Here is a 19,791-nt window from a genome sequence, read left to right on the forward strand (position 1 = left end):
AGACCAAAACATCAAAATATGCGTCTGAATAACAAATCATGGGGAATGTGGACAACAGCTTTTTTGCTGGTTTCCGCTACTGTATTATCCTCCTGTAACAAAACTCCAGGGTATGGCCGAAGAACCGCCGACAAACCTGGTAAGAAAAGTGCTACTACCGGAGCAGCATTTTCTTTTGAGGAAAATGATTCTACAAACTTTTTTGTTTCCAAAAGAGCAGAGCAAATTCCCGGTCCAAACTTGAAGTTTATTCAGGGCGGCCGTACCGTATTGGGTTCACAGGAAGAGGACGTAATGGCTTTTAGAGATAACTTGGAGAGAACTGTTTCGATCGCCAATTTTTACATGGATGAAACCGAAATCACCAATAATGATTACCGGGAATTTTTGTTTGACATGAAGAAAAAAGTGAGTGCTGATTCGCTTTTGAAACTCGAACCTTCTGAAGCAGTCTGGGCGAGTGCAATGTCCTTCAATGACTTGTATCAATCATACTATTTTAGATTCCCTGGCTTCAACTTCTACCCTGTGGCAGGAGTATCCTGGAAACAAGCAAGCGTATATTCAAAATGGAGAACTGATTTCGTTCAGGATTTAGTTCGTAAGGAAAGAGGCATTGATTCATCCTTCACTAAAGTTCAATTAATAGAACGAGGAGTAGCAATGGCAGATTTTAGACTTCCAAACGAAGCTGAATGGGAATATGCCGCCAAAGCGATGATCGGAACTCAATATTTGGATGAAAATCAGGAATATGGCCGAATCTATCCTTGGGATGGTCGTGGCGTCCGTAATCCCTACAACGTAAAGCGAAAAGGTAAGCAGGGAGATTTCCTTGCTAACTTTAAGCGGGGACGAGGTGACTATGCTGGTATCTCAGGTAATCAAAGGAACGATGGAGACATTCTTCCAACCAACGTGTATGATATGGCTCCAAATGATTTTGGTCTTTATCACATGGCAGGTAACATGAACGAGTGGGTTTATGACATCTACAGGCCGATGACTTTTCAGGATTCAGATGATCTTAACCCTGTGAGAAAAGATGGTGTGTATGACGAAGAGGAAAATTATGAGACTTCTTTATTTACGGACCAAATCAGGGTATATAAAGGTGGTTCTTGGAAGGATGTGGCCTATTGGTTGGCACCCGGTACACGTAGATTTATGCACCAAGATTCTGCCACAAACCACATCGGATTCCGTTGTGCAATGATCTCCATTGGTGAAAAAGGAAAATAAAAATTAAATGTAATAAAAGTGAGCCTGGCCCAAAATGCCGGGCTTTTTTGTTTTAATGGCATAATTAGTCAAAACATCAGGAAACTCCACTTTCCCTCCAATTTTTACCATTGGCGTATTTCAATCCTTGACTTCTAAAATTCAAGAGTATTTTCATGCAGAATTAACCCAAATTAATATGTATAAACTCTTAACTAAATCAATTTTGGCGCTCGCTTTATTCGGAGCGTGCCTTGGGTCCAATTTTGCACAGACTACTTATCAGACTCCACCCAAGGCTATAGCCGATTTGGTCAATGCACCAAGTACCCCTTCGGTTGTTTTTAGCAAAAATGGAGATTGGATGATGTTACTTGAACGGGCAGGGAATCCTTCCATCGAAGATCTGTCTCAGCCTGAGCTTCGTATCGCCGGTCTGCGTATAAATCCAGCCACCTCCGGACCAAGTAGAACCGGCAGTGTGGAAAATCTGAAAATTAAAATGACCAAGGGAGGAGAAGAAGTCCAAATCAAAGGACTCCCAACAAATCCAAAAATGAACGGTTTTTCGCTTTCCAGAGATGATAATTATGTGGCTTTTACGCAGACTGAAGCTAATGGGATCAGTCTTTGGGTGATAGATATAGCCACCTTCGAAGCTCGTAAACTCACTGAGAGCATTTTAAATGAAATCGTGGGAGGAAGCTTTGCCTGGACTCCGGACAATCAAATTTTAATTAAAGCCGTCAATCCAGTACGGGGAGAAATTCCAAAAGCTCCCCTAGCTCCGGCCGGACCAATAATTCAGGAGACTTCAGGCAATGCAGCTCCAAGCAGAACCTATCAGGATTTGCTTACTAACCCACATGACGAGGCACTGTTTGCCTATTTCATGAGCTCCCAGCTAATGATGGTTAATTTGGATGGAACTAAAAAGCCAATCGGCCCGGCAGGTATGATCAAGTCAATGGATCTATCTCCCGACGGATCCCATCTAATCGTCGAAACTGTCAAAAAACCTTTTTCATATCTGGTACCTGCAAACCGCTTTCCTTATGATGTGGAAATTTGGACCAAAGCAGGACAAAAGGTAAAAACTTTGGCACAAATTCCATTGGATGAAAATCGTCCCACAGGTTTTGATGCCACTGTCGCAGGCCCCCGCAATATCAATTGGAGAGCAGATCAACCCGCCACATTATATTGGGTGGAGGCTCAGGACGGTGGGGATCCCAAAGTTGAAATTGCAGAGCGAGAAATTATTTACACGCTAAAAGCTCCATTTACGGGAGTTAAACAAAAGCTGGCGAGCACTCCCTACCGATTTGGCGGCATCGCCTGGTCGGACGATAACTTTGCTATCCTTTCGGAAAGCTGGTCTAAAACAAGAATGGATCGGAAATCCGTGATTAATCCATCCAATGCAGGGCAATCTCCAAAAGTAATTATTGATCGTTCATCGGATGATATTTACAATGATCCGGGAAATCCTGTCTACACCGTGAACAAATTTGGTCAGCGTGTCCTTCTTCGTAAAGGTGATCTGGTCTATATGACAAGCGAGGGTGGTTCACCGGATGGTAGCATGCCTTACCTTTCTGCTTTTGACACCAAGAATAAAACAGAGAACATCCTCTGGAGATCACAGGCTCCGTACTACGAGCGGGTAGTCAAAGTACTGGATGAAGATGCATCAGAGTTTATTACACTAAAAGAAAGTACAGATCTTCAGCCTAATTATTGGCTGATCAATACCAAAAAAAGGATCGCCCCGCTTCAGGTGACCAACTTTGCTCATCCCTACGAATCCATCAAAGGAATAAAGAAGCAATTGGTCACTTACAAAAGAAAAGACGGACTGAGCCTTTCCGCGGTGGTTTACACGCCTGCGGGATACGATGCCACAAAAGACGGAACACTTCCCGTCTTAATGTGGGCCTATCCCCGTGAGTATAAATCAGCCGAAATCGCCGCGCAAGTCAGAGGCTCCAAATATGCCTTTACCAGATTAAGCTGGGGTTCGCCGATCTACTGGGTGACGCGTGGCTATGCGATCATGGATCAGACCGAAATGCCGATTGTGGGCGAAGGTGAGGAAGAACCCAACGATTATTTCATCGAACAGTTAGTGGCCAATGCCGAAGCTGCCATCGATCAGATCGTTGGAATGGGCATCGGGGATCGAATGAGAATCGGAGTCGGTGGACACTCATATGGCGCATTTATGACGGCAAACCTGCTTTCTCATACCAATTTGTTTGCCGCAGGAATTGCACGAAGTGGCGCGTATAACAGAACTTTGACTCCTTTTGGATTTCAATATGAGCAGCGAACGTATTGGGAAGCTCCGGAAGTGTATTTCAATATGTCCCCATTCTCCTATGCCCACAAAGTGGAGACTCCGATTCTCCTGATTCACGGCGAAGCGGACAACAACTCCGGAACGTTTCCGATTCAATCCGAGCGGTACTATAATGCGCTGAAGGGCCATGGGGTCACTACCCGCCTGGTATTCCTCCCACACGAAAGTCATGGCTATGCGGCCAAAGAATCCATCCTTCATACGCTTTGGGAAATGGATACCTGGTTAGAGAAGTTTGTGAAGAATAAAAATCAATTGGATACGAAGAAGTAATCTCAAAACACCAAAAAAGCCCTGTCTGATTTCAATTTTCAGACAGGGCTTTTTTAATACAAAAACCCAAGCAGCTAAAGTGGAATGGCATTTTTACATTTTACCCCTTATAAAAGGCAAAAGAAATCCGCTGGAGGTTTGGAAACATAGCTTTAAATCTATGAATGGAATTTTAAAAGCTCTTTCCATAATTCAAGGCAAACATTTCAACCATTAAGGAATCAAGAAAATTAAACGCCTCAAATCACCACTTCAGCTCAATCCCTAAAACTTAATTCCCTAAATTTTCTAAATGGTTATTCAGAATCTGCGCAAATCTGTGTCATCTGCGAGAAAAGTAAATTTCAGCCCAAATCCGTCCCCCACATAAAGATCAAAAATAAGATCCCTAGTGCTATCCGATACCAGCCAAAAGCGGTAAATCCGTGATTAGAGACATATTTCAAAAACAGCTTCACTGCAATCCAGGCTGCAATGAAGGCAACCACAAAACCCACTCCCAGCATAAGCAATTGTCCTTCGGTGAAGGTCAATTCAGACTTGAGAAGATCATATCCGCCAGCGGCCATCATAGTCGGCACAGCCAATAGAAAGGAAAACTCCGTCGCCTGCTTCTTATCCAGCCCATTGAACACCCCACCGATAATCGTCGCTGCGGCACGGGAAGTCCCCGGCACCATGGAGAGGCACTGACAAAGGCCGATAAAAAATGCATTTTTATAGGACATGTCCTCCACCTCGGCCAGGTCAGACTTCTGAGCAATCACTTTTTTGTCAATGAGAATCAAGAAAACACCACCCAAAATCAGCGATACCGAAACCACAATCGGATTAAACAAATATGCTTTGATGTATGGATAAGCCACAAGCCCGACAATCGCGGTTGGCAAAAAAGCCGCAAAAAGCTTCAGGTAAATGTCAATACTTTTGAAAAATCGCTTGATGTACATCAAGGCAATGGCCAAAATCGCTCCGAGCTGGATGAAAACTTCAAACGTCTTGACAAACTCATCTTCGTGAATTCCCATCGCTGCCGACACCAAAATCATGTGTCCCGTGGATGAAATGGGCAAAAACTCAGTCAGGCCTTCGACGATGGCGATGATGATGGATTGAAAAAGGGTCATGGACAGGTAATTTTTTGATCCTGCAAAACTAGCAAACCCATTGGGAAGCCAAGGACATTTGACCTAAGGAATTTCAATCCCAAAGAAATTAACTGGGAGAACTTGGCTGATCAGAAAAAATTTGATGGAATAAACCTAAATTCATATTGAGAAGTAACCTGGATCCTCTACCCGGAAAAGTACCCTGTGAAGTCTGCTTCTATCCCAAATAACAGAAACTTGGGATTTCAGGTCTGAAGAAATACAACCTCGAAATGAACGTATTAACTTGGAAAAACTCATTTTGCCATGAAAAACATATTTGATCCCCCTGTCACAGCTGAACTTATTTCCAGAATAAATCAACTCAAGCCCGAAACTCCCGCACTGTGGGGCAAAATGACTGTGGATCAAATGCTCGCCCATTGCTGTGTAGCCTATGAAATGGCTTTTACCAATAAGCACCCAAAGCCGAATGCCTTCTTGCGATTTCTGTTAAAAGCATTTGTGAAAAAAGGAGTGGTGAATGAAGTACCTTACTCAAAAAACATCCGAACTGCTCCTGCCTTTATTATCACGGAAAGAAAGAATTTCGAAGAAGAAAAAGCCAGATTGATCACCTATCTGGAGCATACCCTTTCGCTGGGTCGAGATCATTTCGAAGGAAAAGAATCACTTTCTTTTGGCCCAATGACCGCTCAGGAGTGGAACAATCAATTCTACAAGCATCTGGATCATCATTTGACACAGTTTGGGGTGTAGCGGCATCCAATTCCAATCCCATAAAACATCCTTTTATCTGAAATTTCTTGTGCGTGATGAATCGGAAAGGTTAATTTACAGGTATGACTAGATTTAAATGTATTCCACTATTCTTCCTTATCGTATTCACTTTTTTTCAACCTCTTTTTTCCCAATCCCAAAATTCTGGTTTAGCACAATGGGAGGTATTAATTACGCGACAAATCAAATATCCCATCGAAGCGCTCCGCGCTAGAAAAGAAGGCGTTGTTGTGGTTTCTCTCGGTACAGATGAAAAAGGAAATCTGGGAGAAATAAATTTAGAGAAAAAAGCAGCACCCTATTTTGATGATCAGGTTTTGGCGGCTGTGGAATCGATGCGTCATCTGTGGTCACCCAATATGCTTGAGGATCGCAAGGCCGGAGGGACCTATTTTTTAGTATACAATTTCATTATGATTCAAGAGGGGACTAGTGGAAAACAAGAAAGAATCAAATCAGCCATTAACCTGATACAAAAAGGCAAGGCAGACAAGGCTCTTAAAATTGCTGATCGGCTGGTTAATGAAAATCCCTATGATACCAAAAGCCTGGAATTACGCTCGCAAATTCATCGTCAACTCGGTATGGAAGAAGAGGCAACAACAGATCTCTTAGCTTATCAAAAATTGCAAATCCAAGTACTCAATCAAATTGACATCAAGGTTTTTGGACAGGTAAGCACCCGTCAGGTAACAGGGACTATACCCAGTAGATCTTTTTGAATTTTGCTGTAACTTCGATTCTTTAAAATCAATAATTTGATGAAAAAGTCCAATTACCTTCTTATTGGTCTATTAACTTTCCACTATTCCTGCAATAAACCAACCGAAACAGTTTCTTGGGACTTTACGGATTCCACAGAATTTGTTGTTGAAGAAAAGGCACTCCCGGCGGGCGACAATTCCGAGACTTCCTTAGACTGGGAAGGCACCTACTTTAATACCCTCCCCTGCGAAAGTTGTGAAGGAATTGAAACTTGGGTTACACTGAATCAGGACGGTACTTTTGAGCTCAAGACAAACTACCTGGGTCTAAACGATGCTCGGGAAGAAATTTTCACCGGCAAATTCTTATGGGATAAATCGGGTTCCAATGTTACCCTCCAAGGACTAATTGGTGATTATCCGGGCAAATTCAAAGTCGGAGAAGATCAACTTTGGTACTTGGATCAAGCCGGCCACCGAATTGAGGGAGCATTGGCCGATCAGTATATACTCAAAAGAAAGTGAGCTCACTTAAACCGCACAATTTTCCCGTGAGCTTTTGAAGTCATCTCATGCGGAATCGCTTCGGTAATTTCTTTGTAAAGCAGTTCTACCAATTTTTGCTTTAGGAAGCTTCGATTCAAAATAATACTCACTTCCCGGATTGGAGCAGTTCCTGCAAAAGGCCTTAACCTGCCTTTCTCTTCCTGAGAAAGCCCATGAGTCGCCAATTCGGGAAGGAGCGTGACCCCTTGGTAGCGATTAACCATATTCCTCAAGCCTTCCAAGGAACCGCTTTCATAGTGGAAATTCTTATGACCTGCCATACTTTGATCACAGAAACTGATTACCTGATCCCTGAAGCAGTGGCCTTGCTGCAAAACCCAAAGCTCTTCCGATTTCAATTGATCTGCACGAATTTCATTTTCTTTCAAAAGTGGGTGATTCACGGATAGGTACACGTAAAACTTTTCGTAAAACATCGGCTTTTCCACTACGCCTGTCTCATCAAGTGGCGTTACAATAATCCCAAGGTCCAATTCATCATTTTTCAGCCTTTTGACAATCTCTTCAGTGACCATTTCCTGAACTTCAAGCTTTACATTGGGGTATTTTTCCAAAAACTTCCGGATAAACAGATGAAGAAGGTATGGCGCCAAGGTGGGAATGATCGCAAGTTTGATTGTGCCGGAAATATCTCCCTTTAGCTGAGCAACCAGTTCCATAATTCCTTTACTTTCCGACACCACTTTTTTAGCTTGAGCGATGATCTGCACGCCGATCTCTGTGGGAATAACCGGCATCTTGCTTCGGTCAAAGAGAATCACTCCGAGTTCTTTTTCCAGCTTACTCAGTTGCGCGCTCAAGGTGGGCTGAGTCACAAAACAGGACTCGGCAGCATGTCCAAAGTGGCGCTGCTTATCTACCGCGATTAAGTACTCGAGCTGTTGAATGGTCATTTAATTTGATTTTAATAAGTTTAAAAGGGCCACATAGCATGCCTTATCATTCCCTTGGGCAAAAAACTTTCTCTTGGGCATTTCAATAGAATTTATCTATTAAGATAATCAAAGAAACGGGATAAAGTGTTCGATCGCCAATTCAATACATGCCATAATGCACCATTAATCTTCTTCCATGTGGTTTTAATCAAATAAGACTTTAAAAATTTCCCTTCCCTTCCAAAAAAGCCTAATTTATTCCGATTATATCACTGAAAATCAATAACCCAAAAAACCTATCATGAGTAATTCCTCTTTTTCCAGGAGAAAGTTCCTTGGAGCCAGCCTTCTCACCACTGCAGGGCTAGGCCTAATACCAGGTCTGAGCTTTGCCTCTACAGCTTCTCCATTGTTCAACATTGCCAACGAACGCGTTCGATTGGGCTTTATCGGTGTTGGTCGACAAGCTGTGGGCCTTTTAAATAATTTCATGAAAATCCCAGGTGTAGAAGTCGTTGCAGGAGCAGACGTCTACGCCATTAAGCGAGAGCGATTTTCACTTCGCGTTCAGAAGAATCAGAGCGAAGCAGGAAAGACTGCCATAGCCCCAAAACTCTACGAAGACTATCGGGAACTTTTGGCCAATCCAGAAGTGGACGCCGTAGTTATTGCAAGTCCCGACCATTGGCATGCCATCATGGCAATTGACGCCTGCAAGGCCAAAAAAGATATTTACCTGGAAAAGCCCTTAACCTTTACGATCAAAGAAGGTCAGGAGCTAGTCAAAGCCGTTCGATCCAATGGAATCGTCCTAGCGGTAGGGAGTATGCAACGCGCTGCAGTCAATTTCCAAACAGCAGCCCTGCATGTGCAAAAAGGACGCCTAGGAAAAATCTCCCAAGTCTTAGTCCATGTCGGAGATAATCCTCATCCAAAACCATACGACCTGCCAAAAGAAACGCTTCCTGCCGGACTGAATTGGGAAAAATGGCTGGGACCGATCCCTGCATTGCATTTCAACGATCTGTTAAATCCAGGGATTACGTTAAATCCTGAGAAAAACGAAGCAGCATGGGGCGCTTGGCGCTGGTACAAGGAAACAGGGGGTGGGCTAATGACCGACTGGGGCGCCCATATGATTGATATCGCGCAATGGGGACTCAGCATGGACCGAAACGGCCCTGTGGAAGTTGTTCCGGGAATTGGTGATAGGCCCCTGACCTATCGCTATGCCAACGGCATTGAAATGTTGATAACTAAGTTCGATGAGGGCAGACAGGGTGTCAAATTCATGGGAGAAAAAGGCTGGATTAAGGTCTCAAGAGGAAATTATGATACTTCTGTCAAAGAATTGGATTTAGGAAAGGAACCTGAAAACTTCACATTTGGAGCCCATCATGTGGATTTCATTGATTCAATTAGGAAAAGAAAGGATCCGATTGTACCTGTAGAAGTCGGACACAGCACTTGCACAGTTTGTACTATCGGAAATATTGCAGCAGACCTTGGAAAATCATTAAAATGGAATCCAATCGCTCAGGTGTTCAAAGATGATTGGGAAGCTAATACCAAGCTGCACTATACTTACCAAAACGGATATAAGCTAACTTAATTCTAAATATCCACTTCACCCATGCACTATTCTATTCGAAAAATATTCTTATGTATTGTCTACTTATCCACAGCATTTCTGTTTTTCCAATGCGGGAAAAGTAGCAAGTCAACCGAGGAACCAGTCGCTGTCAGTGCGGATTCTTTTGTTCCAAATCCACAGGTGGTGTCTGAACAGACTATTGCCAAACTGGCAATTGGTGATAAAGCACCACCTTTTAATCTCCCTGACGTGGATGGGAAATTCCATAGCCTTGAAGACTATGCAGATTCGGAAGTGTTTGTAGTCAATTTCACCTGCAATCATTGCCCAACAGCTCAAGCGTATGAAGATCGGTACATTGATTTAGTGAAAGAGTACGAAGGAAAATCCGTTGCAATCATTGCTATTTCTTCCAACAGTCCAATTGCAGTTTTGCCCGAAGAATTGGGCTATACAGACTTGGGTGATTATTATGAGGAAATGAAAATCCGAGCTGTGGATAAAGGGTACAATTTCCCTTACCTCTATGATGGTGATACTCATGAATTCTCTTTGGCATATGGCCCAACGGCAACTCCACATGTATTTGTTTTTGACAAAAACCGAAAACTTACTTACTCGGGTAGAATCGACGCTTCAGAAAAACCCGGAACCGGCAATTCGGAAGATCTACGTGCGGCAATTGAAGCTACTTTGAGAGGCGAGGCGCTTCCAGCAGAATCTGCTCAAACGCCTGCTTTTGGCTGCTCCATGAAATGGGCTTGGAAAAACGAATACACCATCAAAACAAACAAAGACTGGTCAGAAAGACCAGTTACAATTGAAAAGCTTTCTCCATCCGGTTTGGCGGATTTGTTGAAAAATGATACCGACGAGTTGCTTTTGGTCAATTTCTGGGCGACTTGGTGTGGGCCATGTATCATCGAATATCCGGAGTTTGTGACCATTCAGCGGATGTATGGAGAGCGAGATTTTCAGTTTGTCTCTGTGAGTATGGACACACCGGATCAAGCTGACAAAGCATTGAAATTCCTGAAAGGAAAAGAATCAGCCCTTCCAAATTACATCATGGACACCAATGACAAATATGAGGTGATCAAAGTGGTTGGTTCGGATTGGGATGGGAGTTTACCGATTACCCTTTTGATCGAACCGGGAGGAAAAGTGGCCTATCGAGTACCCGGTACTATTGACGCATTGAAATTGAAAAAAGCAATTGTGGATCATCCGATGATCGGAAGATATTATTAGGATTTACGAATTTAGGATTACCACCTTTTAGAGACCTTCGAGGTTAAAAAACCTCAAAGGTCTGCCCTACTTACTGAAAACTGAGACTGGAAACTAGGAAATAGGATTGGAAACAAGTAGATTGTATCCAATCCTAATTTTCGTTTTATGGCTAATTCAGAATTCCCTTCAATTGAGCTTTCCCGCTTACTCTACTCCTCGTCCCGGCTTTTAATTCAGCGAATCCAGTTGACATTGAATGAATTTGGCCTGACTTATCCACAATTTTTGGTGCTGTCAATCCTTTGGGAAGAAGACGGGCTGAAAGTTCACCAACTCGGCGAAAAGCTGAATTTGGACTCCGGAACGCTCACCCCGCTTTTAAAAAAACTGGAAAGCCAAAATATACTGAAGCGAAAGCGGGGAGAAGAAGATGAGCGAACGGTAAGCATTCACCTTACTTATCCTGGAAAATCACTTCAATCCAAAACCTTGAGTGCGCTGGTTTTGTTGGATGAACAAATTCAACTCCAACAACCTGGCGAAGTCCAAATACTTCTACCTATACTGGAGGAGCTTTTGAACAAACTCAAAACACTCAAAACTTAAAATGGAAAAATTGATCGTGGACTACACTGCAATTGCAGTCAACACAGGAGGAAGAAAAGGACATGTGCGAACCGAAGATGGATTGCTGGATTTTGATGTCACTATGCCGAAGGAAATCGGAGGCGAAGGAGGTAAAACCAATCCTGAACAACTTTTTGCTGCAGGTTATGCCTCCTGCTTTGGAGGTACTTTGGCTGCTGTAGCGGGCAAAACGAGTTTGCGAGATTCCGAGATAAAAGCGAAAGTTCATCTCGGACACTATGGTCCTGACAGCTTTGGCTTGGCCGTGGATATCGAGGTAAAAATCCCGCATGCTGATTCACTCGAACATGCACAAAAGTTGGCCGACCTTGCCCACGAGCATTGCGTTTATTCCAAAGCGACAAGAGGGAATATTGAAGTGAATGTGAAGGCTGTAGAATAAATTTCTATAAGATTCGATTTTTGCTTTAGCAGATATAAATCAAAAAAGACAAGCTATGACTTGTCTTTTTTGATTTAGTCTCAAGCTTTTTGTTTGCAATCCTACAAATTCAACTCAAAGATCAAATCCAAATCAGGCTATTTTACACTTTTACCCAATCGGTTACGCTCCGAAATCCAAAACCAATTAACTTCCCCGCTGAAACAAAAATACCCGCATGAACAAGATTTTACTTTCAATTGCATTTGTATTAATGGCTTGCTTTGGCGCTTTGGCCCAATTGCAAACTCCCGAGCAATTCCTGGGCTATAAACCCGGGGACCGATTCACACCTCATCACCGCATGGTCGACTACTTTGAGTATGTCACATCGCAAAATCCCAACATCAAACTGATCCAGTACGGCGAAACCAACGAGAAACGCCCTTTGATTATCGCCATACTATCCAGTCCGGAAAACATGGCAAAATTGGAGCAAATCCGCACAGATAACCTCAAGCGGGCAGGACTGATGGAGGGATCTCCAAGCACTGAAATCCCGATCAACTGGATGTCTTTCAATGTTCATGGAAATGAATCCGTGGGGATGGAAGCGGCCATATCCTCTTTTTATACTTTGGCAGATCCGAACAATGCCAAATCTCAGGAATGGCTGAAAAACCAGATTGTGATCATCGACCCCTGCATCAACCCGGACGGCAGAGATCGCTATTCCAACTGGTACAATCAAAAAATGAACACCACGCTGCAGCCTGACCTTCAGTCTCAGGAGCACAATGAGCCTTGGCCGGGAGGACGTGCAAATCACTACCTATTTGACCTAAATCGTGATTGGGCCTGGCAAGTACAAGTCGAGTCTCAACAACGACTGAAAATCTATCAACAATGGATGCCTCAGCTGCACCTGGATTTCCACGAACAGGGAATTGACAATCCCTTTTACATGGCTCCGGCGGCAGAACCTTTGCACGAGCAGCTGACTCCTTTTCAGCATGAGTTTCAGGATATTTTTGGCAGAAATACTGCGAAATACTTCGATCAAATGGGTCGATTCTACTTCACCAAAGAGCGCTTTGATCTGCTGTATCCATCCTATGGCGACACCTACCCGATGTACAGCGGTGCTATCGGAATGACAATCGAGCAGGGCGGCGGAGGCCGAGGCGGAATCGGCGGCTACAATTCAGTTGGCGATACAGTGACTTTGAGAAGCCGAATTGAAGGGCATTACACTGCTGCAATGTCAGCTGCAGAAGTGACCAGCCAAAATGCCAAAAGATTGGTTGATGAATTCGCTGCTTATTTCAAAAACAACTCCACCAATCCCAAAGGCAAATACAAAAGCTTCGTAATCAAAGGCGAAAGCAATCCTGCCCAAGTAGCCAAATTGCTGGAGCTTTTGGATAAAAATGGCATCAAATACGGAAGGGCAGGTGCAAGATCCGGCCTGAAGGGTTTCGAGTATCAAAGTGGAAAGACTGGCGTGACATTTTCCACTTCTGAAAAAGACATCATCATCAATGCTTACCAGCCGAGGTCCGTTTTGGCCCAAGTTCTTTTCGAACCAAATCCCGCCTTGAACGACTCCATCACCTATGACATCACGAGCTGGGCTATGCCCTATGCCTACGGACTTCAGGGCTACGCATTGGAAACAAGATTAGATGCAGCAGGCGCATATTCAAACCCAACTTTCAGCCCAAATCAGGCGGGAAATACTCCAGTAGCTTACCTTGTCAAATGGCAGGGAACGCGTGATGCTGCATTTTTGGCCAACTTGCTCAATCAGAAAATTCGTGTAAAATATGCCGAATTTCCGTTTGAGGTAGAAGGAAAAAACTTCCCCGCAGGATCCCTCATCATCACCAAAGGCGGAAATGAATACGTGGCTGATTTTGACAAAAAAGTGACTGAAGCAGCCAACAAATTCGGCATTCCCTTGGCCACTAGCCAAACAGGCTATGTGGACAAAGGCAAAGACTTTGGATCGCCAAATGTCCGTGTGATCAAAGCCCCAAAAGTAGCCTTGGTTGGCGGACAGGGAACTTCTTCGCTGAGTTATGGAGAGATTTGGCACTTCTTCGAAAAGGATCTCAACTATCCGCTCAGCAACCTGGATGCGGCAGCAATGGGAAGCTATGACCTGAGCAAATATGACGTGATCATCATGCCTTCAACCTTTGGATCTGCGCTTAATGGCGCTGCGCAGCAAAAAGTGACCGATTGGGTAAAAGCTGGAGGTAAACTGATTGCGCTGGACGCGGCTTTGAATCTTTTCGCAAATAAGGAAGGCTTTGCTTTGAAGAATTTTGATACGGAAGACGAGAAAAAAGCCGCTGAAAAAGCTTCAGAAGAACTTGCCAAGAAAGAACGTTTAGAGCCTTACACCGAAGTGGAAAGATTGGGTATTTCCTCCGGAACAGCAGGAGCAATCTATGAAGTTAAAATGGATGAAACGCACCCACTAGGGTATGGAACTGGTGGAAAATTCTACACACTAAAAAATAATTCCAACAGATTCGCCTACCTCAATGGTGGAGCCAATGCCGGTATCATCGCCGCAAATGATTCCTATCGGACCGGATACATTGGGTATAAGATCAAATCCAAAATGGGTGGATCACTAGCCATAGGTGCAGAACGTCAGGGACGGGGACAGATCGTCTACTTTGTGGATAACCCGATTTTCAGAGGATTCTGGGAAAGTGGAAAACTGGTATTAAGCAACGCAATCTTTATGGTTGGGCAGTAAAATCCAGAAGAATCTTGAATTAAAGCCGACTACTGAAGAGTGGTCGGTTTTTTTGTGGGGATAATTTGAAAAAACAAATGATGCGTTAGTCCTCAAATTTACCTGGGAACTTAAAAAAGCTTTAGCTTTTTTACTTTGTGACCTTGAAAAGGAATGATTTCACTTAAATCACTGAGGTGCTGAAAGAGATAAATACTTCTTTTCATTTTTTTCTTTGCGAAATCTTTGCGGTTAAAAAAGTAACATAAGTTAAGGTTTGACTCTAGATTTCTGTCAAACAAGATTTTGTTTTTGGTAAATTGTACCATAACCCCTTGATCTGCTGATTATGATGAAGACAAACATGACCATGCCCACCAATCCCAATACCCAAAAAGCCATCCCCGGAAATCCAAGTACCGCTGTGGTGAAGGAGGTGAAATTAAGAGAACATGCCACGTCTGATTCGCTCCGGGTACTCAGTTTGGAACAATGGGAGTTTTGGAGAAATAACGGTTACGTGGTAATTAAAAATGCGGTTTCGAAAGAACAAGCAGCGCAAACTGTAGCATTTCTTTGGGAATTTGAGGAGAAAGATCCTGAAGACAAAAGCACTTGGTACACTGCTCCCCGTGCCGAAATGCAGATGAAAGAATTGGTTGGTACAGGAATGGTGGAAGTCTATAATCATCAGCGGCTTTGGGACAATCGCCAAAGCAAGCGAGTCTACGATGCTTTTGTGGATATCTGGGGAACTGAAAAATTGTGGGTATCCATTGATCGGGCGAATCTCAATTTCCCAATTCGCCCCGGATTCGAATACAAAGGATTTATTCACTGGGATTATGATCCGGATACCAAACCTCAAAATGTACAGGGAGTCCTCGCACTAGCCGATCAGACAGATGAAAATATGGGGGGCTTTCAATGCATTCCGTGGCTATTTCGGAATTATGATGAATGGAAGCTAACACAACCCGCAGACAGAAATCGATATCAACCGGACATCACGGGCTTAGAAGATAAACTGGTAAAGGTCAAAATGGAAGCTGGCGATCTTCTGATTTTTAATAGTTCGCTCCCCCATGGAATTCGGCCCAATCGCTCTGAGGATAAAGTGCGAATAGCTCAATATGTAGCTATGGTACCTGCTCAGGAACATGATCAAGCTATTGTGGAATGGCGTATCAATTCATGGAAAAACAGAGTTGCTCCTGAAGGCTACGCTTTCCCCGGAGATCCCAGAAACTGGGAGCAAACTCGCTACCCAAAAGCGGATTTGACTGAATTGGGGGAAAAGCTATTGGGCCTGAAAAAATGGTGAAAAAGTGGTAAAACGAAAACCATGATTGTAAGGTGAACATTTGGAAATCCAGTTAGTCACTTTTATCCCAAGATCAAAAGCATTTTTTTGCATTCATTTAAATAGCTATCTTTTTCCAGATTTTTGAAAAGGCTCTAAAAAACTCCTTTTCACTGGATTTTATTTTGAAAAACAGAATGAAACATACCCTGTCCCTACTGGGACTTGCTTTTTTGCTTCTATCCTGCTCCAAGGAAGGAAAACTTGACGGCACTCAAGCTCAGCTTCCCTTTTCGCCTCCAGAAATAATCGAAATTTCTTCACTGCCGGATTCTGTCAAACCAGAATCGCTTAGTTTGACCACTTTTCCGGCACCTCGTGTAATTCAAGTCCCTCAACGAGATGGAGGCACCTATTCTTTTGAAGATGAAAGTGGGGAAATCCAAACTTTTCCGCTACTGGCTCCGATTAGACAAGATTTACTGGTTTTGAGGAATGATATCGGCGAAATCATAAAAAATCCCAGTGGAACACCTTATATCCTCGGTGAAGGAGGAGTTTCCCAATTCAGATCATTTTCTACAGACGATGGACTAGCGTTGGATGCTATAAATACGGCAATTTTAGACAGTAGAGGCCATCTTTGGTTTGGCACAAATGGTAATGGAATCAGCCGATATGACGGTAGCAATTTTACCAACTACAGTACTTCCCAAGGATTAGTTGACAACACTGTCCGAATTATGATGGAGGATAGTAAAGGAAATATTTGGATCGGGACTATTGCGGGAATCAGTCGTTTTGATGGATTTTCATTTACAAACTATTCCACCAGCGACGGCCTGGCCAATGATGTAGTTTTCGGAATCGAAGAAGATAATGCCGGAAATCTTTGGTTTGGAACGGGAGGAGCCGGTGTCAGCCGATTTGACGGCAAGACCTTTACTAATTTCACTACCGAACAAGGACTGGCGGATAATGTTGTGATCGCTGTGATCAAAGATTCAAAGGGTAACCTTTACTTTGGAACCAATGGAGGAGGTATGAGTCGGTATGACGGAAAGACTTTTACTAACTACACAGAATCGGATGGCTTAGCGGGAAACCGCGTCAGAAGTTTTGCTTTAGGCTCTGACGAATCACTTTGGATAGGGACTATTGGAGGTGGTGTCAGTCGATATGACGGAAAAAACTTTCAAAACTATTCCACCAAAGACGGACTTGCTGATAATATAGTTCGAGCCATTTCAAAAGATTCCAATGGAAATATTTGGTTTGGAACAGGAAACGGGACCAGTAGATTTGACGGAAAGAGGTTTACTACCTATACGCGGGAACAAGGTATGCCCGCCAATAGCATCTTGGCAATTGCCAGCGACAAATCAGGAAAACTATGGTTTGGAACAGATGGAGGTGGCATCACCAGATTTGATGGCAGCGCATTTACCAGCTTTACCGTAAATCAGGGTTTGGGTGCCAATATCGTCATGAGTACGCTGGAGGATCGCAATGGTAATTTGTGGTTTGGCACAAACGGAGGTGGAGTCAGTGTTTTTGATGGGAAAGGATTTACTACCTATTCGATATCTCAAGGACTAGGAGGAGATTTTATTTATTCCATGATCGAGGATCAAAACGGGGACATTTGGCTGGGAACTGCAGGAAGAGGGCTTTCCAAATATGACGGAAAAACTTTCACAACTTACACCACATCTCAAGGTCTTCCCTCAAATGAGATCTTTTCTATTGCAAGAGACAATAATGGCATTCTCTGGCTCGGAACTGAAAACGGAATTAGCAAATTCGACGGCACTAGTTTCACCAACTTCGGACCGGAACAAGGACTGGCAGGCTACTCCGTAAACAAGATTTTGCCTGAAAAAAATGGCGGTATTTGGGTAGCCACTTTTGATGGTGGATTGAGCTTTTTTGATGGACAAAAATTCAGCAATCTTACTAAAGAACAAGGTCTGGCTGATAATAAAGTAATTAGCCTGACAAAAGACAAGGAAGAAAACCTATGGATTGGTACCGGAAATGGATTGAACGTCCTGCCGGATTCACTTCGCATCTCAATAATAGAAAATCAAATACTTGAGCAAAATCCTTTTTTTACTTTTAAAACAGAAAATGGGCTTCCTGACAATGTGATTTCGCAAATAGTGTTAATGACCAATGGAAAAATGGCAGTTGGAACCAACCTTGGTATCGCCATATTTAATACTCCCTATTCGGTTATTTCTGATTTTTCTTTGGAAAATCTGGAAATATTCAATTCCAGTACAGGATATCCTGCCAAAGACCTCACCGATGGTCAAAATGGAATGTACCAAGATAAGAATGGAATCCTTTGGGTAGGAACAGGGTCTAATAAAACTGCTCTGGTTCGATTTGATTACGATGCGTTGCCTAGAAATAAAGAGAAACCGGAAATCTTCATCAAACAGCTTCGGATCAATGAAGAGGAAATCTCTTGGGAATCCCTTCAAACTGAAGCAAACAGCATTCACCGGAAATCTTCTGAGCAAAGTGTATTCGGGCAAGAACTGACTTCTCAAGAGCGTGATCCCATTCGTGAACGCTTCAAAGGGCTACAATTTGATGAAACCAGCCCATTTTATCCAATTCCTCAAGGCCTAGTTTTACCATACAAGCACAATCACATCAACATAGACTTTGGCTCCAATGAACTTGCAAAGCCCTTTTTGGTGGAGTATCAATACATTTTGGAAGGATACGACGAAGAATGGAGTCCCGTACTGAAAAAGACAAGTGCCACATTTGGTAATATTCATGAAGGAGAATACACGTTCTTAGTCAGAGCTAGATTTACGGGATCGACCGAAGGAACTGCTGGAGACTGGACGGAGCCTTTGGCCTATTCATTCAAAGTGCTTCCTCCTGTGTATCGCACTTGGTGGGCATATCTCACTTACACCTTGATTTTCCTTTCTTTTGCTTATCCGATTCACCGCTATCAGCGGAATAAAGCGATCAAACAAGAACAGGAAAAGGCCCGGGAACGTGAACTCGAACAAGCCCGGGAAATCGAAAAAGCCTACACCAAGCTGGAATCGGCCCACGAAAACCTAAAATCCACCCAGGCCCAACTGATCCAGCAGGAAAAACTCGCTTCGCTTGGACAGCTGACCGCAGGTATTGCCCACGAGATCAAAAACCCACTCAACTTTGTCAATAATTTCTCAGGACTGAGCTTGGAATTTCTGGAAGAAGTGGAGGAAGAATTAGACAAACTGGAGGAAAGTGAGCCTTTGGAAAATGCGAGAGATCTCCTTGGCGATATCAAAATCAACCTGACTAAAATCAAGCACCATGGTGGCCGGGCTGATGGCATAGTCAAATCCATGCTCATGCACTCACGTGGTGGCAGCGGTTCCATGGAGCCTTCCGATGTCAATGAGGTCATCAAAGAGTACGTCAACCTTTCCTTTCACGGGATGCGAGCAAATAAAAATCCAATCAACGTGGAGCTATCACTTGATTTGGACGAAAGCCTCCCCAAAATCCCACTGAACACAGAGGATTTCAGCAGGGTAATCCTCAATCTGACAAAAAATGCCTTCGATGCCATGCGGGAAAAAATCGCCAAAGCAGGACCTGATTACAAAGCAAAATTGGAAGTCCGCTCCAAAAACCTCGGAGATAAAATCCTGATCGAAGTAGAAGACAATGGACCTGGCGTACCGGATGATATTAAGGACAAGTTGCTCATGCCGTTTTTTACCACAAAAAAAGGCACGGAGGGAACAGGGCTCGGGCTTTCTATCACCCATGACATCATCAAGGCACACAATGGCATGCTAGACATCACTACCCAAGTAGGCGAATGGACCAAGTTCATTATCATTTTACCTAATTAATCATTTAATTTTTCTCCCAAGAAACCTGTGAGAACTGCGTGAAAAACCCTTCACTTAGATAATTCCAAAAAATTCAGCAGCTTCCGCTCAATTATTCAGGCTAAGAATATTAAATCCCCCTTTCAAAG

Annotated in this window: 14 protein-coding genes; 12 read left to right on the forward strand and 2 right to left on the reverse strand. The window is 43.4% G+C overall.

What is annotated here, in order from left to right:
• Positions 1-18: 18 nt before the first annotated feature.
• On the forward strand, positions 19-1,242 hold the full coding sequence (gene gldJ, locus Q8M62_RS09300; RefSeq protein ID WP_304901461.1) for a gliding motility lipoprotein GldJ: 1,224 nt from the start codon (positions 19-21) through the stop codon (positions 1,240-1,242).
• Between the two features lie 178 nt (positions 1,243-1,420).
• The gene (locus tag Q8M62_RS09305; RefSeq protein ID WP_304901462.1) at positions 1,421-3,856 is read left to right on the forward strand and encodes a prolyl oligopeptidase family serine peptidase; all 2,436 of its coding nucleotides are present in this window, start codon (positions 1,421-1,423) and stop codon (positions 3,854-3,856) included.
• Positions 3,857-4,200: 344 nt separating this feature from the next.
• Here the strand turns inward: Q8M62_RS09305 and Q8M62_RS09310 are convergent, their stop codons facing one another.
• A complete protein-coding gene (locus tag Q8M62_RS09310; protein ID WP_304901463.1) occupies positions 4,201-4,983 on the reverse strand; it encodes an undecaprenyl-diphosphate phosphatase in 783 nt (260 codons plus the stop codon).
• Between the two features lie 288 nt (positions 4,984-5,271).
• Between Q8M62_RS09310 and Q8M62_RS09315 the strand changes: the two genes are divergently transcribed.
• The 3 genes from Q8M62_RS09315 (at position 5,272) to Q8M62_RS09325 (ending at position 6,974) form a co-directional block, all read left to right on the forward strand.
• Positions 5,272-5,724 carry a hypothetical protein gene (locus tag Q8M62_RS09315; RefSeq protein WP_304901464.1) on the forward strand — a complete coding sequence of 151 codons (453 nt, stop codon included), beginning with the start codon at positions 5,272-5,274 and terminating at the stop codon, positions 5,722-5,724.
• An 83-nt stretch (positions 5,725-5,807) separates the two neighbouring features.
• Positions 5,808-6,467 carry a TonB family protein gene (locus Q8M62_RS09320; protein ID WP_304901465.1) on the forward strand — a complete coding sequence of 220 codons (660 nt, stop codon included), beginning with the start codon at positions 5,808-5,810 and terminating at the stop codon, positions 6,465-6,467.
• Between the two features lie 39 nt (positions 6,468-6,506).
• A complete protein-coding gene (locus tag Q8M62_RS09325) occupies positions 6,507-6,974 on the forward strand; it encodes a copper resistance protein NlpE (protein ID WP_304901466.1) in 468 nt (155 codons plus the stop codon).
• A gap of 2 nt (positions 6,975-6,976) precedes the next feature.
• On the opposite strand, the gene Q8M62_RS09330 is transcribed toward Q8M62_RS09325, so the two are convergent.
• Positions 6,977-7,909 carry a hydrogen peroxide-inducible genes activator gene (locus Q8M62_RS09330; RefSeq protein ID WP_304901467.1) on the reverse strand — a complete coding sequence of 311 codons (933 nt, stop codon included), beginning with the start codon at positions 7,907-7,909 and terminating at the stop codon, positions 6,977-6,979.
• A gap of 283 nt (positions 7,910-8,192) precedes the next feature.
• Between Q8M62_RS09330 and Q8M62_RS09335 the strand changes: the two genes are divergently transcribed.
• The 7 genes from Q8M62_RS09335 (at position 8,193) to Q8M62_RS09365 (ending at position 19,663) form a co-directional block, all read left to right on the forward strand.
• A complete protein-coding gene (locus Q8M62_RS09335) occupies positions 8,193-9,503 on the forward strand; it encodes a Gfo/Idh/MocA family protein (RefSeq protein ID WP_304901468.1) in 1,311 nt (436 codons plus the stop codon).
• Between the two features lie 21 nt (positions 9,504-9,524).
• Positions 9,525-10,736: a redoxin domain-containing protein gene (locus Q8M62_RS09340; RefSeq protein WP_304901469.1), complete on the forward strand. Its 1,212-nt coding sequence runs from the start codon at positions 9,525-9,527 to the stop codon at positions 10,734-10,736.
• Between the two features lie 147 nt (positions 10,737-10,883).
• Positions 10,884-11,324 carry a MarR family winged helix-turn-helix transcriptional regulator gene (locus Q8M62_RS09345; protein WP_304901470.1) on the forward strand — a complete coding sequence of 147 codons (441 nt, stop codon included), beginning with the start codon at positions 10,884-10,886 and terminating at the stop codon, positions 11,322-11,324.
• A gap of 1 nt (position 11,325) precedes the next feature.
• Complete coding sequence (locus Q8M62_RS09350; protein ID WP_304901471.1) at positions 11,326-11,748, forward strand: organic hydroperoxide resistance protein; 423 nt, start codon at positions 11,326-11,328, stop codon at positions 11,746-11,748.
• 217 nt (positions 11,749-11,965) lie between these two features.
• Positions 11,966-14,500, forward strand: a complete 2,535-nt coding sequence (locus tag Q8M62_RS09355) for a M14 family metallopeptidase (protein WP_304901472.1) — start codon at positions 11,966-11,968, stop codon at positions 14,498-14,500.
• A gap of 328 nt (positions 14,501-14,828) precedes the next feature.
• Entirely contained in the window at positions 14,829-15,803 is a 975-nt protein-coding gene (locus Q8M62_RS09360; protein WP_304901473.1) for a phytanoyl-CoA dioxygenase family protein, read from the forward strand.
• Positions 15,804-15,979: 176 nt separating this feature from the next.
• On the forward strand, positions 15,980-19,663 hold the full coding sequence (locus Q8M62_RS09365; RefSeq protein WP_304901474.1) for a sensor histidine kinase: 3,684 nt from the start codon (positions 15,980-15,982) through the stop codon (positions 19,661-19,663).
• Positions 19,664-19,791 lie beyond the last annotated feature (128 nt).

The organism is Algoriphagus sp., from assembly GCF_030694375.1.
GTDB lineage: Bacteria > Bacteroidota > Bacteroidia > Cytophagales > Cyclobacteriaceae > Algoriphagus.

Bases quoted from the DNA above. Each gene is read 5' to 3' on its own strand.
- gldJ (WP_304901461.1), top strand. From the start codon at position 19: ATGCGTCTGAATAACAAATCATGGGGAATGTGGACAACAGCTTTTTTG.
- Q8M62_RS09305 (WP_304901462.1), top strand. From the start codon at position 1,421: ATGTATAAACTCTTAACTAAATCAATTTTGGCGCTCGCTTTATTCGGA.
- Q8M62_RS09310 (WP_304901463.1), bottom strand. From the start codon at position 4,983: ATGACCCTTTTTCAATCCATCATCATCGCCATCGTCGAAGGCCTGACT.
- Q8M62_RS09315 (WP_304901464.1), top strand. From the start codon at position 5,272: ATGAAAAACATATTTGATCCCCCTGTCACAGCTGAACTTATTTCCAGA.
- Q8M62_RS09320 (WP_304901465.1), top strand. From the start codon at position 5,808: ATGACTAGATTTAAATGTATTCCACTATTCTTCCTTATCGTATTCACT.
- Q8M62_RS09325 (WP_304901466.1), top strand. From the start codon at position 6,507: ATGAAAAAGTCCAATTACCTTCTTATTGGTCTATTAACTTTCCACTAT.
- Q8M62_RS09330 (WP_304901467.1), bottom strand. From the start codon at position 7,909: ATGACCATTCAACAGCTCGAGTACTTAATCGCGGTAGATAAGCAGCGC.
- Q8M62_RS09335 (WP_304901468.1), top strand. From the start codon at position 8,193: ATGAGTAATTCCTCTTTTTCCAGGAGAAAGTTCCTTGGAGCCAGCCTT.
- Q8M62_RS09340 (WP_304901469.1), top strand. From the start codon at position 9,525: ATGCACTATTCTATTCGAAAAATATTCTTATGTATTGTCTACTTATCC.
- Q8M62_RS09345 (WP_304901470.1), top strand. From the start codon at position 10,884: ATGGCTAATTCAGAATTCCCTTCAATTGAGCTTTCCCGCTTACTCTAC.
- Q8M62_RS09350 (WP_304901471.1), top strand. From the start codon at position 11,326: ATGGAAAAATTGATCGTGGACTACACTGCAATTGCAGTCAACACAGGA.
- Q8M62_RS09355 (WP_304901472.1), top strand. From the start codon at position 11,966: ATGAACAAGATTTTACTTTCAATTGCATTTGTATTAATGGCTTGCTTT.
- Q8M62_RS09360 (WP_304901473.1), top strand. From the start codon at position 14,829: ATGATGAAGACAAACATGACCATGCCCACCAATCCCAATACCCAAAAA.
- Q8M62_RS09365 (WP_304901474.1), top strand. From the start codon at position 15,980: ATGAAACATACCCTGTCCCTACTGGGACTTGCTTTTTTGCTTCTATCC.